The organism is Pseudobdellovibrionaceae bacterium (assembly GCA_015163855.1).
Lineage (GTDB): Bacteria > Bdellovibrionota > Bdellovibrionia > Bdellovibrionales > UBA1609 > JAAOIH01.
Map to the genome: position 1 here is coordinate 1 of JAAOIK010000010.1, position 15,165 is coordinate 15,165.

The following is a 15,165-nucleotide window of genomic DNA, read 5'->3' on the forward strand; positions in this document are numbered from 1 at the left end:
AACCTTTTAAAATATGTTTTAACCTTTACTTTCCCCGTCGACTAATGGAAAACTTAGAAAAAAAGCCGTGTATTTTCCCTCAACAGAATCTACCGTTATTGTTCCTAAAAATTTTTTCATTATATTTAAACTCATACTTAGGCCTAAACCTGTTCCTTGGTTTTTTTTTGTAGTAAAAAATGGAGTAAAAATTTGTGACTGTATATGCTTGCTCATGCCCTTTCCATAATCTTTAATTTCTAAAATTGCCGACTTGCCTTTTTTAAAAGAACTAATGGTAATTTTATCCCCTGCGCTAATAGCCTGAATGGCATTAATAATAATATTAAAAATAACTTGCTGTATAAGCTGTCTAGACCCTTTAATGTTTAAAATATTTTTTTCTAAATTAACTAAATATGCCGATCGAGACAAAGCCACCTTAGACAAAGCAATAACATCTATCACCAATTGATTTAAATCAAAAACTTCAATGCTGTTGTTTTTATTAGAAAAGTTTTTTAAATTTTCTATAATAGAGCGGCAACGCCAAGTTTCTGACTCTACTTCATTTAAGCTGTCTAATAGCTTTTTGTTTTTTGCAACTAATGGTTGTAAAATTTGAACCAGCCCTCTAATACCCGCCAATGGATTATTAAGCTGGTTAGATAATTGATTGGCCAAGCCTCCCAAAGCTTCCATTTTTTTTCTTTGTAATAAATCTTCTCTTAAAAGTAAAATTTTACTAATGTCTTTGTAGTGACAAAACCGCACCCAATCATTGTCTGTTGTTTTAATATTATAGTAAGAAGGTTCGTAAATATGGTCTTCTAATTTAATAACTGCCGCTTCTTGATACTTTTTTCCTGCAACTTCTTCTTCCTTTTGTTTTAAAACTTTTTTTAAATAATAGCTTTGTAACAAAGAGGTTTTAAAAATTTCGTTTTCTTTTATAAGAACAGAGTCAGAGTTTTCTATCAACATAGGGTCCATATTTTTTTCGAAAGATTGCTCCCATAAAAAACTAAAAAATGCTAATTTATTTTGTTCTTGAATTTGCAACAAACTTTTAGACAAACAATCGTGATACACAAAAAAATTGTTTTGTGTGTTGCTTTGCGCCAGCTCACCTTCGGAGTCTTCTAGGCACAAAACACAAGAGGGAGATAAAAAGGGTATAACCACTAAAGGTAATACCGGCCTTTTTAAAAAATCTCTTAATAACTGCCCATAATTATCAGACCAAACACTTTGGTTAGCCAAGTTAAAAACGCCATTGATACTATCGTTTTTTATTTGTATATTTTTAGAGAAAGAAAATTTTTTATCTAAATACATTTCTGTATGTATTTTTTTATTTTGAAAATAAATTAAATTTGTATTCCATTTAAAATCTGTATACAGCAAATATGCCTGTGTATTTTTTTTCTTTAGCAACTTCTTTACAAAATATTGTAAAAAGTCTTCGTAGCTTTCTAAATGAAATATAGCTTTTAAGTCTGCCGATCTGGTGTTCATATAAAGAAATATATAACAAACAAAATTTAAATTAAGCTAGTTTTTTTTCTAATGGTTGAGCATCGTTTGCTTCTTTTTCTTCTAACAAAGATACTATTCGTTCTTCGCTGTGATAAATATCGTGCCATAGCAAATCACTTTTTTGAAAAACATTTTTTAGTTGTTCTTTTTCAAAACCTTCGTACATACCCATTTGTGTTTTAGAAAGGCTTTTTGCCATTTGACAAACTTGAACCAATTCTTCTAACAGCGTTCTTCTGCTTTTCGAAAACACTTCAAAGTTTTTTTGTAACCTTGGCTGATTTAAAAATTGTTTACTCATTTCTGAAAATTTTTTCATTACTGCGTTTCTGTGTTCTAGCATGTATATAAAGTATTGCATGTTTCTCCTTTGTAAAAATATACTGACACAAAATGGACAAAAAACAGAGTATAGTTTTTCTCGACCTTGGGAGGAATTAGTAAAAAAGCTAAAAAGATTAAGGGATTAAAACAGTGTCAAAAAACTATACAAGCCCTTTTCCCTTTAAAGGTCTAAACGCTTAAGGCTAGGTAAAGTCCAATATTTATTGGAGTGTGTTGAAAAAGTAAGTAGCAGATAACCTGCCGACGGGTTCTGTGGCTGTGCCTATCCAGCCTCGAACCTCTACTTTTACGCTATAACTATAATTAGCATTCTGTACATTCTCTTCTTTAGGCAGCCCATCTAAATATATTTCTCTAGCCTCTTCATTGCTTTTTGCCAATAATTCGTTTGGAAATATCTCTTTAACCTTTATACCTTCTTCAGTAAGAATTTGACCTACTCCAATATTAAAAACTTTTTCTGCTTTAGAGCTATTATTAGTAACCGTAAATCGAAGCCCCGCAATAGTAATTTTTTGGCTATGTTCGTTTTTTATTTGAAATTTAAAAGATATCCAGTTAGCTTTATAAACCTTTTTGTCTTCTGTAAAATCTTGATCCAAAACAAAAGGGCTTATGGGGCTAACCTGCATTTTTAACAATTGTTTAGATTCGCCACAGGAAACTAAACTAAAGCTAACTATAGTTAGCAACATAGCAAGCGACTTTTTCATGCCCTTAGTCTAATAAAAAAACAAATAAATAGCAACTTATTGAAAAATCACTACAAATTTTTCAAGACTTTAGCCCTTGCGCAAACTACATGCTAAAATGCAACACGGGTTACAAAAATGCCTTAAGAAATAAATAGGTTTATCGGCTTACTTGTAATATTCTTTGCCAATAACAACCTTGTCCCGCCCCTTACTGGTTCGCCACTGATTAGTGTCTCGCAAAGAATAAGAGCAGCCACAATACTCTTGTTTATAAAAATTTTCTTTTTTAGAAATTTCTAACATTCTTTGCGCTCCCCCTTTTTTTCTCCAATTAAAGTCCCAAAAACTTAAACCTTCATATTTGGCAGCTACACGATGCCCAGAATCATTAATTTGGTTATAATCTTTCCATCTAGAGATAGATAAAGATGAGGTATATACGCTAAAACCATTAGCCACAGCATATTGAGCCGTTTTTTCAAAACGCATATCAAAGCACACACTACAGCGAAGCCCGCGTTCTGGCTCGGCCTCTAACCCCTTGGTTTTTTGAAACCAGTTTTGGGAGTCGTAATCTCCATCTACAAAAGGTATGCCTAGCTTTTTAGCGAACCTAATATTTTCTTCTTTTCTAATTTCATACTCTTTTTTGGGGTGAATATTAGGGTTGTAAAAAAAGATTGTCATCTTTCCTCCCGCCTCTAAAATCCCCTCCATCAACTCCCCCACACAAGGGGCACAACAAGAGTGTAATAAAATATTGTCTGCAGGAAGCTTTAAGCTTGGACGATCAATACTATAAGTCATACTTAATACCTCTGTTACCCAAGCCCTTAAGAAAGGCTTTTCCCCTCCAGCAAAGGCTTGCTTTATACATAGATAGCTATCTTATATTAGAAAAAAATACAATTTAATAGTATAAAAAATTCAATTATTTTGTTTACAATTGTCAGCTAAAAAGCTGGGTGCTTTAGTTTAAACAAATAAATAAGCTAGCCTAAACACTATCTTAAAACAAAACTACAGAACAAATGTATTCTGTAAACATAAGGAGAGAAAAATGAAGAAATCTATGTTAATCATAAGTCTATTGCTTAGCTCATTAATGACTTTTCAGGCATACGCTATAGACGGTACATATATTAAATCCGATTTTAAAAAAATCGAATATGTTACTAGATGTCATCAAACAGAAAATCAAAAGAAAATATTTCAAGTGGGCTTTAAGGCATTAAGTGCTGTAACCTCAGAATTAAAAGGAAGTTTATTTCCAGCAGGAAATAGCAAAGACACTATTTTAGCAGAAATGCAAATTGCAACAACAAACCGCAACCGTCTTAATCACTTTCTTTCGTACATAGATAGCTGGGTTGCCACAATGCAAGATGGTAACAGCTCAACACTAGACCTTACAGAAAAAGCTTATTCACCAAGAGGCTATTTGGTATTTTTAGGTGGAGCAAAAAATTTTGGAGCTTTTAAAAGCATAGGAGCTTCTGCTAATTTAGCTGTAATTATCGTGCCTCAGTGCCGAACAGTATGGGATAAAGAAACAGGAAAAATTATTGAAGAAACTTTATTGTCCGACGCTTCTAACTTTGATTTCGAAATAGCTATCAACCCTGCCATTGGCGCTGGAAAGAAAAAGGGAATGAGCATTGGCCAATCTCGCTTTGGTGTTGGTCTTATTTTTGACCCTAATCACAAGTTACATGCAGCCAAAGATTTTTTTGGAATAGGTGCAGCAGTGTCTAGAGCTAATGTTTTAGGAAACCTAGCTATTGCTGGAAAGTACTTTAAATCGGGTACAATTATAAATAAATATGCAAATTATTTTCCTTTTGTAATGGCTGGAAAAGCTATGGGCGTAGGAGTTTCTCAAGTGACTAACTGGGGAGGAGTGTCTTTTTTAAATATTACCACTTTAGCTAATGTTATTTTAAACCTAACACAGTCAGAAGCAGCAAAAATGCAAAACGATGTTAGGGAAGAATTTAAAAAAAGCTTAATCGAACTACAAGAACAACAAAACAAAACAAACGCAAAGTAAGTATCTTATTTAGGTCACCAAAAGGTGGCCTAAATTTTTCTCACTTTTTGGTTAATCGTACCAAATAAGTTTTCTCCCGCTTCATTTTTCATCTCTATTTTTATCTGGTCACCGTTATTCATAAAGGCCGTTTTAATAACTCCCTCATGAATTTTTTCTAACATTCTTTTTTCTGCCAAACAGCTGCTTCCCATAGCCATGTCTTCGTTAGACACTGTGCCGCTGCCTATAATTGTTCCTGCTGTTAAATTTCTGGTTTTTGCAGCATGGGCAATTAGCTCTCCAAAGTGAAAATGCATAGCCGAAGCATTTGCCTTACCAAAAAACTCTCCGTTGTATTCTACAAGTAAGGGCAAGTGCACTCGCCCCTCTTTCCATGCCGAACCCAGTTCGCTAGGGGTTAAAGCAAAGGGTGCAAATGAGCTCGACGGCTTGCCATGAAAAAACCCAAACCCAGCCTTTAACTCATTGGGGATTAATCCTCTTAAAGACACATCATTAATTAAGACAATTAATTGAATATGGTTTAAAGCCTCTTGAGGAGTAATGCCCATGGGTACATCATTAACAATAACACCCACCTCTCCTTCAAAGTCAGTTCCATGGCTAGGGTCTATTTGTAAAATGTCCTCTGTGGGAGCAATAAAATTGTCGCCTCCGCCTTGATACATTAAAGGTACTGTGGCTAAAGTTTCTGGCAACGCGGCTCCTCGAGCCTGCCTTACTAATTTAATGTGATGAATAAAAGCCGAACCATCGGCCCACTGAAAAGTGCGTGGCATGGGGGAATGTAGGCTTTGTTTATCAACAACAAAACTATTTGTTAACTCGCCTTCATTTAGCTTTTTATACAAAACTTCTAACTGCGGTTTAATGTTTGCCCAGTCCTCCATGGCTTCACGCAAACTAGCGGCAATGCCGGTGGCCTCTATGGCTTTTTTATTATCTTTGCTGACAACAATTAATGTACCGTCTTTAGAGTTAGATTTCTTTGTTGCTAATTTCACATTGCCCTCCTAAGTGCTTATGCTTAAGTATCTCTTTAATAAAGTTGTTAAGCAAATATTTGCTTATAAAAATATAATAATTATTGCCAAAGCTTTGTCAAAACAGAGAGTTCGTTATAAGCTCGTTTTATGACTTTATATAACTACTACAGAAGCTCTGCATCATACCGGGTACGAATAATCTTAAATTACAAAAAAATAGATTACAAGTATGTGCCTGTGCACTTAATCAATAATAACGGCGAACACCGGTCTGCAGAATACACAAAAATAAATAGCTTGCAGCAGGTGCCCAGCCTTGTGCATAACCAGCAGGTAATTACACAATCTATGGCCATTGCGCAATATTTAGAAGACATACAGCCCAAGCCCCAATTATTACCCACCCCTCCCTTAGACAAAGCCTATGTGTTACAAATTTGTGAAATTATTAACTCTGGCATCCAACCTTTGCAAAATTTATCTGTTCTACAAAAAGTGCAAAAGAATTTTAAATCCGAAGAAGAAGCGGCTTTGTGGTGTCCATTTTGGATTAAAAAAGGCTTTGTGGCCTTAGAAAAAAAACTTCAAACAAAGTCTAATCAATTTGCCTTAGGTAACACCGTTAGTTTGGCCGATGTGTTTATTGTTCCTCAACTTTATGCTGCTTATAGATATAATATAGATCTAAATGATTTTCCTTGTTTAAAAAAAATAGAAAGCAATACAAAAAACATAGAAGCATTTGCTAATGCTCACCCCAATCAACAGGTAGACTTTCCTGGATAAAATACTATTGTAAGGGTTGCTTTTTTAAAACTAAACTTTGCAGCTCAAAGGCAAAGCGAAAAACTAGTAAAAACAAACTGGCCCCTACCGCTAAATGCAGCACTGCTAACAGGGGAGGTGTGTATAACAAAACATTGGCCACACCCAAGCTAAATTGTGCAAAAATACATAAAGCAATATAACCTATAAGCGAACTTTTTATAATAGGCTTTGCTTTAAAAAGAAAAAACCCAATTATCAATACGGTAACATAAGCCCCTAAGCGATGAATAACTTGTAAACCTATAATCCCTTTAAAGGTAGGTATAAATTGCCCTTGGCATAAAGGGAAGTCTGTACAAACTAAAGCGGCATAGTGGGAGGCCACTAAGCCACCCAATATAATTTGCACTCCAACCACAAACAAAACCACCCAAGAAAGATTTTTAATGCACTTTATTTTTTTTTGCAAAATTATAGCAAGCGGTAAAGGTTCTTTTTTCTCTATACTTTGCGTAGTCTTTATTTTTTTTACTAAACTAGAATTTTGTAATAAAAATTTAGAAAAAATAGAGTCTTTGCTTAATAAAAAATAAATCCAAAAAGATAAAGATAAGAAGCTAGTTCCTAAGCTAAGGTGTGCTAGCACCACATAGGCGTGTAAATCCATCAAGACGGTTAACCCTCCTAATATAATTTGAGCCAGCAATACTATAAAAATAAAATACACTATGGTTTTGATTTTTAAAGAAACGGTTTTTGAAGCCAACAACCTTATGTTTAAATAAAAACTCACCAAACTAATAACCCCTGCTAAAGCACGATGCAAAAATTCAAAATACACTTGCGGATGGTAGTCGGGGATAATTTGCCCAAAACACAGTGGCCAGTCAGGACAAGCTAATCCTGCATTCATTACTCTAACACTTGCCCCTAAGGTTACTAAAAATAAAATACCAAAACAAAGTATTTTGTATGCTGTTATGAATGATTTTGTCATTGAGCCCTTGCTGTAAAATAAAAAAGTAATTTATCCAACACAGGCGCTGCTAAAAAAACTAAAAGACTAATATTAATCCACATAAAAAAAGGAGCTAATTGCCGCTTTCCTGTTGCCTTATTAATTTTCCATTCGTTTTTTAAACACATAGAAAAAAAATGAAAAAATTCGTAAAGTAGTTTAAAAGAAACGGGTATAACTAATAATAAGTAAAAATAACGAGAAGGAATGTAAACGGGAGCCAACAACGCCAAGCCTATATATATAAATGTATAAATTCCCATTTGGTATAAAGTGGTTTTGTCTCCGTAAATTACTGGCAAAACAGGAATGTTTCCTCGAGAGTAATCTTCTTTATAATGTAAAGCCAAATACCAAAAGTGAGGCATTTGCCATAAAAACATAATTAAAAATAAATAATATAGCTCTGAAGAAAATAAAGCTCCCCCTCCCGCTACATAAGCCAAACATACAGGCATTGCTCCCGGAATAGCTCCAGGGACGGCGGCAAACGCCCATTTTTTTTTCCACCACAAGGTATAAAATCCGTTGTACAATAATAAACCGATTACTGCCAACACTAGAACTTCTTTATTTATAAGAAAAAATAAAAAAAAAGATATACTGGTTAAAAAAATAGATAAAGACAAAGCCCAAGGAACCGAAACCGTTTTTAACACCAAGGGTCTTTGGCTGGTACGAAGCATTTTAGCATCTATGTGTACTTCTTGAACTTGGTTTAGTATAAAAATTCCTGAAGAAAATAAATACAAAGCTATAAAAAACAAAAGCATTGTGCCAAAATTTATTTCCGCCCCTACAGGAGTGGCACAGACATAGGCTAAAAGCGCACTAATTAAAACAAAAACAACAATACGAAATTTACTTAAAACTAAAAAATCTTTTAAACAAAGCATGTGCCTTAGTGACACAGCTCTTATAAAAAGACAATAATAATTTAGTGGTTAACAGGTATTCGCTGACGGTTCATGGATTCTCTAAGCTCAGCACCTTCTAAACTTAAGCGGGCCCATGGGATAGCTAGTAATCGCTCTTTCTCTATAGCCTCTTCGGTTTCTTCACACAAACCATAAGCGCCCGAATCAATTCTAGCTAAGGCATATTCAATTTCTTGTAACCGCAATCTTAAGCGAGTGCTCATTCTTAAAAATTCTTCTTCGGCAAGTACCTTTACAGTTTGGTCGGCAATGTCGCCTCCCCTAGAATCTGCATAGCCCAATTGAGCTTTGGCACTATTTACTCTATTTAGACCCTCTGCTTTTAATAGCAAAAGCTGTTTTTTACATTCAGTGATAAACTTCTTAGATAATGCAGCCATAATAGCCTCCTTGAACTTAAAGTTGTTTCGCTTGCTTGTTACATACTTAAACCGAAGATTTGTAAAACTTTCAATAGCTAAAACAAGAAAGTTACACTAAAATCAGTACTAAGGTCTAGTTTAGCCCGCTTTATATAAAATTAACTACGCAGTAGCATAAGCTACGCTTATTGCATTTGCCCCTCCAAAATGTCCTTATTATTTTTGCTTATTAAGCTTGCGGCCTCTCTGCTAAAAAGAGTATCTTCGTTCTTATGGTTATTAGTCTTTTATTGCTGTTACTTGGTTTTGCTTTGTTAGCCTTAGGGGCAGAAAGACTGCTTGAGGGTTGCCTAAGCCTTTCTGCTCGTTACAACATTCCCCATATTATAGTGGGGCTAGTTATTATCTCTATATGCACCTCGGCACCAGAGTTTTTTAGCAGTTTAAAAGCCACCTACACTAGCCCAGACATTGCACTGTCTAATGTTTTAGGCTCTAACATTTTTAATATTCTTGGCATACTGGGAATAAGCTCCCTTTTACGCCCCATTAACACCCGCCCCTTAGAGTATGTAAAAGAATTAGTATTGTTAATATTTTCTGGCGTTGTGCTTATGCTTTTTTTAAATAAAAATTTATTTTTTAAATCCCCCTCCCCTAACCACTATATTATTACTCAAGTAGAGGGAGGCATTTTACTTTTAATACTAATAAGCAGTTTATTATATACGGCTTTAAAAAGTAAAAAAGTAGTCAGCACAGCTTTTAAGTTACCTTCTATATTTATAGAGCTTGGTTATATTGCTTTAGGAATTGTCTTGCTGATTATGGGGTCTAGATTAGCCATTAACCACAGTATTATTTTGGCTCGGTGGCTGGGGTGGAGTGAAAGTTTTATTGGCCTTACCCTAGTGGGCGTGGCCACCGGGTTGCCCGAGCTAATAACCTCTATAGTAGCTATTTATAAAAAACACTCTAGCATCGCCATTGGTGGTATTGTGGGTTCTAACTTATTTAACCTACTAGCTGTTCTTGGAGGAGTAAGCCTTATTCACCCCATCGCTCCCACAAAAAACATCACACACCTAACAGATCTACTAGTTTCTATTTTAGCCGCCGTATTATTGCTTTTTACGATGTTATACAAAACTTCCATTTCTCGCATAACTGGAATTATTTACTTATGTTTATATATTAGCTTTATAGCGTGGAGATTATAATATGAAGCTTAACATCCCCCTCCACTTAAAACCCTATATTATTACACAAGAAACCTCGGCCTATACTCCCGAAGATCACGCCGTTTGGAGATTTACACTAAGACAACTCACCGCTTTTTTAAAAACTCATGCTCATCCTTTTTATTTAGAGGGGCTGCGCAAAACAGGAATTACTGTAGAAAAAATACCCAGTATTAGTAACATAAACCAAGCTCTACAAAAAATAGGTTGGCAAGCTTGTCCTGTTAGCGGGTTTATTCCGCCATCGGTTTTTATGGAGTTGCAGTCTTATTCTATTTTGCCTATTGCTGCAGAAATTAGAAGCGTAGAACATATTTTATACACCCCCTCTCCAGATATTATTCATGAAGCTGCAGGGCACGCCCCCTTTTTGGCTTGCTCCGATTATTCGGCCTATTTAAAAAGTTATGCCGGTGTGGCTAAAAAAGCTTTATTAAGTTGGGAAGATTTAAACTTATACGAAAAAATTAGAGACCTTAGCGATTTAAAAGAACGAAAAGACAGCACAGAAAAACAAATACAAAAAGCCGAGTTAGCTTTAAAACAGGCCGGCGAAAAGCTAAGCTTTACTTCTGAGGCCGCATACCTAGGAAGAATGAATTGGTGGACTGCCGAATACGCTTTATTTGGAGATATAAATAAGCCCACTGTTTTAGGGGCAGGCTTGCTGTCTTCTATACTAGAGTCCGAAGATTGCTTAAAACCTGCGGTAAAAAAAATTCCTTTATCCATAGATTGCATAAACTACAACTATGATATTACAAAACCACAACCTCAGTTATTTGTTGCTAAAGATTTTAAAAATTTACACAACACTTTAAATGAATTTTCCAAAACTCTGGCTTGTAATGTTGGAGGCGACTATGCCCTTAACAAAGCCCAATCATCAAAACTAGTAAATACTATAGAGTTAAATTCTGGGTTACAAATTTCTGGAAAATTAACTAACAGCATTAACTGCAAAACCACGGGCTTAGCTGAAAGCAATCACAGTGCTATTTTTTTTAAACTAGAGGGGCCCACTCAATTGGCTTATAAAAACAAAGAGTTAAAAGGCCATAGTAAAAACTATCACGCCACTGGTTATAGCACTCCCTTAGGCACTGTTAAAAATATTGACTTAGCAAAAGCCTCCTCCAAAGAATTAAAAGAGTTAAATATAAAAGTGGGCCAAAAAGTTTTGCTAGCTTTTGACTCCAATATACAATTAACCGGTACTATTACTGACCTTTTATTTAAAGGCTCTCAATTGTTATTAATTAGTTTTGAAAACTGTTGTGTAAAGTACAAAGAGCAAATATTATTTGACCCTACATGGGGCGCCTTTGATCTTGCTGTGGGAACAAAAATTGTTTCTGTGTTTTCTGGCCCCGCCGATACCGCGACTTACAATGTGGATGTAAAAACTCAACCACAATGTATTGCTAAGGCAAAGCCCAGCATTGAACAGCAAAACCGCTTTTTGCTATATGAAGAATTGCAACATATACGACAATCTTTTTTGCAAAAAAACACGGTTACAAAAAATATTGATGCCCTTTTTGCAAAAATAAAAAATCAAAAACTACATTGGCTTGTTTTATTAGAACTTTATGAGCTTAGCGTTTGGAGCAACAGCCCTGTGCAAAGTGATGTGCTTTCTTTGTTAAAACATTTAGAGTTAAACACTCATGATAGCCGTTGCTTAAAAAGAGGGCTGAACACCGTTTAACACCGCTAATTATTTACACCTAATTATTTAGTATAGCTAATAATCGTTGAATGAATGGCTTTGTAAAACCTTTTAAAAAAACCCAACGCTTGTTAGGCAACAATCTTTCGCTGTTTTTTGTCTTAGCCTTTTGTAGCGGTTCTTTTATCACCAAGGATAAGGGAGATTGCTCTAACTCTTTTAACTCTATCTGCTTTTGGTCAATTTTATTTATCACGGCATAAGCCACGCCTTGTTTGCCTTGTATAATAAAGTCATTAACCTCACCTATTAAGGCTAGTAAGGCCACCACTCGCCCAACAGGGTTCTTCCAAGCCCAGCGTCTAATTTTTTTAAAAATTAGGCCTACAAAAACTCCCACATCTAAGCCTAAATAATAATTATCCCATTTTTCTAAGTTCACTGCTAACACCTCCAACTGAGACAAAGAAAAAGTAGTCGAGCTAAATACTTGGCAATGTGGTTTTGCTTTTTTACTGGCACTTATACATTCTACAACTAAAAAATTTTGTTTGGTGTTTTCTATTGCAGGGTTTTGTTTGGTACTTTCTATTGCAGGGTTATTTATAGGTTGTAAATAATAAGTGATCAATTGCTGCGAAGACCGCATAGGGAAAGTCTTTAAGCCTGGAGTTCTAGCATAAATGGAGGTACAAAAAAAATAGACAACAATAAAGACTATACGCATTGGTAAGACTTTAACAAAATTTTACCAATAGGGCTTGCGTAAAAAAGAGTTTGTAATTATTTCAAGGGTCTGTCCCTCTTACTTAATTTAAAACTCCGTAAGGGTTTCCGGCTTGTTCGATTAAATATAAAATAGGCTTAATGTTTGCTTTATACACTTTATCGATGACTCCCGCGCCAGGGTAAAAACCACCTCTCCCTGCACTTTGTTTTGGAGAAAGCTCAAAGGTAAAACAAAAAATACCATGTTCTCCATAAGCCCAATCGCAAGTGTCTCCCGAGGCAACATAAAGATCAGAAGCCTTCATGGGCTTATAATTGTTCCACTTAGCCATGGTTTGTGCCATGGTTTCAAAAACTTTTTGATCACGGCCTCCCACCTGAGCATCTTTCCCTCCCCATGGGTACAAAATTAATTCTGAAAAGGTATGAAAAGAAAGTAAAATAGTAATGTTTTTATGCCCTTCTACAAAATTTTTAACCGCCACGGTTTCTGGCTCTGACAAGGGTTTAGGGCCCATAAATACATCACTACCCTCTTCTTTAGAAGAACCACCCGTCCCCCAACCAAAAGGATAATTGCGATTAAGGTCTACCCCAAAGCTTCCTCTGGGATTTAAACTTCTGTTTTTTCTCCAATACTTATAATTTCGCCCCTCAATATCATACATAGAACCATCGGCATTTAACATGGGTACAAAATAAATATCTCTAGTGTCTATCAACTGTTTAATTTTTTCGTCTTTAGAATAATTTTCTAACAAGGTTTTTAATGTCATCATGGGAATTTCTACAGACAAATGTTCTCTAGCATGATGGGCTCCAACAAAAAAAATTCCTGGCAATGATTGGTTTGATGATTTTTTTGCGGTGATTCTAATTCCTGGAATCTCTCTTCCTGCTACCGTAGTCCCTAAAGAAAAACGACTAGAAATATCAGGAAATTGTTTTGCCAATGCATCAAGCTCTGTTACCACCTCTTTATAAGTGTGATATCTTTCATCGCCAGAAGGAAATTGGTCTCCAAAATCTATAGGAGGAAAAAACTGTGTTAAATTCCATGTTTTAGTAGATACAATATATTTTGATAAATGCTTTTTAACCTGCTTAAGATCATAAGGGCTAACTACACTGTATATATAGTCTCCCTCTAAGCTGTCGGGATGCACAAAATTTGCAATTTCATTTCTTTGCTGTTTCGTTTTTGCTAAAAATTTTACGGTATGGCGTTGCCCATTATCAAAATAAGGCCCCTGATTAGCTTTTATCAAAAGATTAGCGCTAAAAAAAACCATTATAAAAAACACAAAAAAAGTACGCAACATAAAACCCTCCATGATTGTAGTGCACGCCCAATGCTATAAAGTAAAAACCCGCCCTACAAACAAAGCCTTGCAAACTGGACTATTGGCCTAGACCTTTATTAAGCGCAAATATTTGCTTGTAATAAAAAATAGTGTTAATTTCAAAAAATGTTAAAAGAAACATCCTCTGTTGCCAAAACTCGCCTTCCCCTTTTTTCTTTTTTTAGTGAATTTCAGCTACCACAGCTATGCTTAACTTTTACTGTTAAAGCCCCTAAAGAACTACTTTCCCTTTTAAATAAAAAGCAAATAAACCCTTCTCTCTTTTTAATGTTTTATCTTGCTAAAACTTCTTTGCATATTCCCCAGTTTCGCTTAAGAGAAAAAGCTGGCACTCTTATGGAGGTAGATTCTGTTACCTGTTCGTATTTAGTGCAAAGCCCCTTAACCCAAATTAATTTTTGCTACATTCCTTACCAAAATCATTTAAATAATTTTCTTGTGGAGGCTAAAGAGCAAGAAGATAAAGCCGCTAAGGCAGAGCATATTCAAACAAAACAAAATATTAAAAGCCCTTTAATAGAGGTGGTTGCCATGCCCCGCTTAAACATTACCTCTGCTTTAAGCCCTGTTCGTAATACTAAGGATATCTCTACACCTTTGTTCACTCTAGGGAAAATAGCACAACAAACCCATTGCACATCGTTTAGTTTAACTATTCGCACTCATCATGGTTTGGTTGATGGCCTGCATAGCGCACAATTTATAGATAGCCTACAAAATAATCTTACCCAATGGGTCTCTCAAAATAAATAACTGCTATGCCTCACTTTACTAAAAACTCTATGCCTTGGTTTAACTTTGCTAAAACTGCAGAGTATGTAGTAATGTCTACTACCGTAGATATATGTATGTTTAATTTTATTCCTAAAGTGAAGGAACGAAAAATAAAGCCTGTACATTTTTTTCTTTATGCTTTGTCTAAAGCGCAATGGGAAATTCCAAACTTTCGATTAAGAATAGAAAATGGAAAGCCCAAAGAAATAGATTCTTTAATTTGCACTTATCCTGTAAAAAATCCTCACATAGAACTTAATCACTCCATTATCAACTACCAACACGATAAAGGAATTGCCACATTTACAAAAGAAGCACTAAAAAGTGACCACATTGCCGTTAATGAAAAAGCCGCAGTGTCTGAACCTTTAACCTCCAATTGGTTTTTAGCTAGCATTGCTCCTTTTTTAGATTTTACATCCTCTTGCCCCACTGTTAATTATCATGGTTTTTGTTCGCCACTTTTTTTAGCTTCTCGATTTACTATTCAAGGCGACAGCCTTTCTTTTAAACTTAACTCCACCCTTAACTCCACCTTACTTAACCACTTTGACCTTCAAAACTTGGTTCAAAAATTTACAGATAATATTGCAGATGTAGACAAACTGACTAACAATAATGGTCACAAAAAACCCTTAAAAAACACTATCTCTTAATTACAAGCTCCCGCTTGGGGCTGTTGCGAGTCATAGAGAATAGTGC

16 protein-coding genes are annotated in these 15,165 nt (G+C 35.2%); 6 read left to right on the forward strand and 10 right to left on the reverse strand.

Annotated elements, in window-relative coordinates; translation table 11 throughout:
- Positions 1-18: 18 nt before the first annotated feature.
- From HAW63_01290 to HAW63_01305, 4 genes are all read right to left on the reverse strand, one after another.
- The gene (locus HAW63_01290; protein ID MBE8162607.1) at positions 19-1,497 is read right to left on the reverse strand and encodes a HAMP domain-containing histidine kinase; all 1,479 of its coding nucleotides are present in this window, start codon (positions 1,495-1,497) and stop codon (positions 19-21) included.
- A 31-nt stretch (positions 1,498-1,528) separates the two neighbouring features.
- A complete protein-coding gene (locus HAW63_01295) occupies positions 1,529-1,879 on the reverse strand; it encodes a hypothetical protein (GenBank protein MBE8162608.1) in 351 nt (116 codons plus the stop codon).
- A gap of 184 nt (positions 1,880-2,063) precedes the next feature.
- Positions 2,064-2,576, reverse strand: coding sequence for a hypothetical protein (locus HAW63_01300; protein ID MBE8162609.1), 513 nt, complete (start codon positions 2,574-2,576; stop codon positions 2,064-2,066).
- A gap of 147 nt (positions 2,577-2,723) precedes the next feature.
- Positions 2,724-3,365, reverse strand: a complete 642-nt coding sequence (locus HAW63_01305) for an epoxyqueuosine reductase QueH (GenBank protein ID MBE8162610.1) — start codon at positions 3,363-3,365, stop codon at positions 2,724-2,726.
- A 253-nt stretch (positions 3,366-3,618) separates the two neighbouring features.
- On the opposite strand from HAW63_01305, the gene HAW63_01310 reads away from it, so the two are divergent.
- Complete coding sequence (locus tag HAW63_01310) at positions 3,619-4,608, forward strand: hypothetical protein (protein ID MBE8162611.1); 990 nt, start codon at positions 3,619-3,621, stop codon at positions 4,606-4,608.
- Positions 4,609-4,637: 29 nt separating this feature from the next.
- On the opposite strand, the gene HAW63_01315 is transcribed toward HAW63_01310, so the two are convergent.
- Positions 4,638-5,615, reverse strand: a complete 978-nt coding sequence (locus HAW63_01315) for a 2-keto-4-pentenoate hydratase (GenBank protein ID MBE8162612.1) — start codon at positions 5,613-5,615, stop codon at positions 4,638-4,640.
- A gap of 129 nt (positions 5,616-5,744) precedes the next feature.
- On the opposite strand from HAW63_01315, the gene maiA reads away from it, so the two are divergent.
- Positions 5,745-6,383, forward strand: coding sequence for a maleylacetoacetate isomerase (gene maiA, locus HAW63_01320; protein MBE8162613.1), 639 nt, complete (start codon positions 5,745-5,747; stop codon positions 6,381-6,383).
- Between the two features lie 4 nt (positions 6,384-6,387).
- Here the strand turns inward: maiA and HAW63_01325 are convergent, their stop codons facing one another.
- Genes HAW63_01325 through HAW63_01335 form a run of 3 tightly spaced genes read right to left on the reverse strand, consistent with a single transcriptional unit; the run spans position 6,388 to position 8,701 of the window.
- A complete protein-coding gene (locus tag HAW63_01325; GenBank protein ID MBE8162614.1) occupies positions 6,388-7,362 on the reverse strand; it encodes a heme A synthase in 975 nt (324 codons plus the stop codon).
- Positions 7,359-8,279: a protoheme IX farnesyltransferase gene (locus tag HAW63_01330; protein ID MBE8162615.1), complete on the reverse strand. Its 921-nt coding sequence runs from the start codon at positions 8,277-8,279 to the stop codon at positions 7,359-7,361. The genes HAW63_01325 and HAW63_01330 overlap by 4 nt, the downstream gene beginning before the upstream one ends.
- 41 nt (positions 8,280-8,320) lie before the next feature.
- On the reverse strand, positions 8,321-8,701 hold the full coding sequence (locus tag HAW63_01335; protein ID MBE8162616.1) for a TraR/DksA family transcriptional regulator: 381 nt from the start codon (positions 8,699-8,701) through the stop codon (positions 8,321-8,323).
- A 254-nt stretch (positions 8,702-8,955) separates the two neighbouring features.
- Between HAW63_01335 and HAW63_01340 the strand changes: the two genes are divergently transcribed.
- Together HAW63_01340 and HAW63_01345 are read left to right on the forward strand one after the other, a co-directional pair.
- Positions 8,956-9,903, forward strand: coding sequence for a sodium:calcium antiporter (locus tag HAW63_01340; GenBank protein ID MBE8162617.1), 948 nt, complete (start codon positions 8,956-8,958; stop codon positions 9,901-9,903).
- 1 nt (position 9,904) lies between these two features.
- Positions 9,905-11,635, forward strand: a complete 1,731-nt coding sequence (locus HAW63_01345) for an aromatic amino acid hydroxylase (GenBank protein ID MBE8162618.1) — start codon at positions 9,905-9,907, stop codon at positions 11,633-11,635.
- 19 nt (positions 11,636-11,654) lie between these two features.
- Here the strand turns inward: HAW63_01345 and HAW63_01350 are convergent, their stop codons facing one another.
- Both HAW63_01350 and HAW63_01355 read right to left on the reverse strand, forming a co-directional pair.
- The gene (locus HAW63_01350; protein MBE8162619.1) at positions 11,655-12,245 is read right to left on the reverse strand and encodes a hypothetical protein; all 591 of its coding nucleotides are present in this window, start codon (positions 12,243-12,245) and stop codon (positions 11,655-11,657) included.
- Between the two features lie 160 nt (positions 12,246-12,405).
- Entirely contained in the window at positions 12,406-13,647 is a 1,242-nt protein-coding gene (locus HAW63_01355; GenBank protein ID MBE8162620.1) for a zinc carboxypeptidase, read from the reverse strand.
- Between the two features lie 147 nt (positions 13,648-13,794).
- On the opposite strand from HAW63_01355, the gene HAW63_01360 reads away from it, so the two are divergent.
- Entirely contained in the window at positions 13,795-14,442 is a 648-nt protein-coding gene (locus tag HAW63_01360; protein MBE8162621.1) for a hypothetical protein, read from the forward strand.
- 5 nt (positions 14,443-14,447) lie between these two features.
- Positions 14,448-15,119 carry a hypothetical protein gene (locus HAW63_01365; GenBank protein ID MBE8162622.1) on the forward strand — a complete coding sequence of 224 codons (672 nt, stop codon included), beginning with the start codon at positions 14,448-14,450 and terminating at the stop codon, positions 15,117-15,119.
- Positions 15,120-15,165: the final 46 nt, after the last annotated feature.

Excerpts from the sequence above, each read along its gene's own strand:
- HAW63_01290 (MBE8162607.1), bottom strand. The coding sequence starts at position 1,497 with ATGAACACCAGATCGGCAGACTTAAAAGCTATATTTCATTTAGAAAGC.
- HAW63_01295 (MBE8162608.1), bottom strand. The coding sequence starts at position 1,879 with ATGCAATACTTTATATACATGCTAGAACACAGAAACGCAGTAATGAAA.
- HAW63_01300 (MBE8162609.1), bottom strand. The coding sequence starts at position 2,576 with ATGAAAAAGTCGCTTGCTATGTTGCTAACTATAGTTAGCTTTAGTTTA.
- HAW63_01305 (MBE8162610.1), bottom strand. The coding sequence starts at position 3,365 with ATGACTTATAGTATTGATCGTCCAAGCTTAAAGCTTCCTGCAGACAAT.
- HAW63_01310 (MBE8162611.1), top strand. The coding sequence starts at position 3,619 with ATGAAGAAATCTATGTTAATCATAAGTCTATTGCTTAGCTCATTAATG.
- maiA (MBE8162613.1), top strand. The coding sequence starts at position 5,745 with ATGACTTTATATAACTACTACAGAAGCTCTGCATCATACCGGGTACGA.
- HAW63_01325 (MBE8162614.1), bottom strand. The coding sequence starts at position 7,362 with ATGACAAAATCATTCATAACAGCATACAAAATACTTTGTTTTGGTATT.
- HAW63_01330 (MBE8162615.1), bottom strand. The coding sequence starts at position 8,279 with ATGCTTTGTTTAAAAGATTTTTTAGTTTTAAGTAAATTTCGTATTGTT.
- HAW63_01335 (MBE8162616.1), bottom strand. The coding sequence starts at position 8,701 with ATGGCTGCATTATCTAAGAAGTTTATCACTGAATGTAAAAAACAGCTT.
- HAW63_01340 (MBE8162617.1), top strand. The coding sequence starts at position 8,956 with ATGGTTATTAGTCTTTTATTGCTGTTACTTGGTTTTGCTTTGTTAGCC.
- HAW63_01345 (MBE8162618.1), top strand. The coding sequence starts at position 9,905 with ATGAAGCTTAACATCCCCCTCCACTTAAAACCCTATATTATTACACAA.
- HAW63_01350 (MBE8162619.1), bottom strand. The coding sequence starts at position 12,245 with ATGCGGTCTTCGCAGCAATTGATCACTTATTATTTACAACCTATAAAT.
- HAW63_01355 (MBE8162620.1), bottom strand. The coding sequence starts at position 13,647 with ATGTTGCGTACTTTTTTTGTGTTTTTTATAATGGTTTTTTTTAGCGCT.
- HAW63_01360 (MBE8162621.1), top strand. The coding sequence starts at position 13,795 with ATGTTAAAAGAAACATCCTCTGTTGCCAAAACTCGCCTTCCCCTTTTT.
- HAW63_01365 (MBE8162622.1), top strand. The coding sequence starts at position 14,448 with ATGCCTCACTTTACTAAAAACTCTATGCCTTGGTTTAACTTTGCTAAA.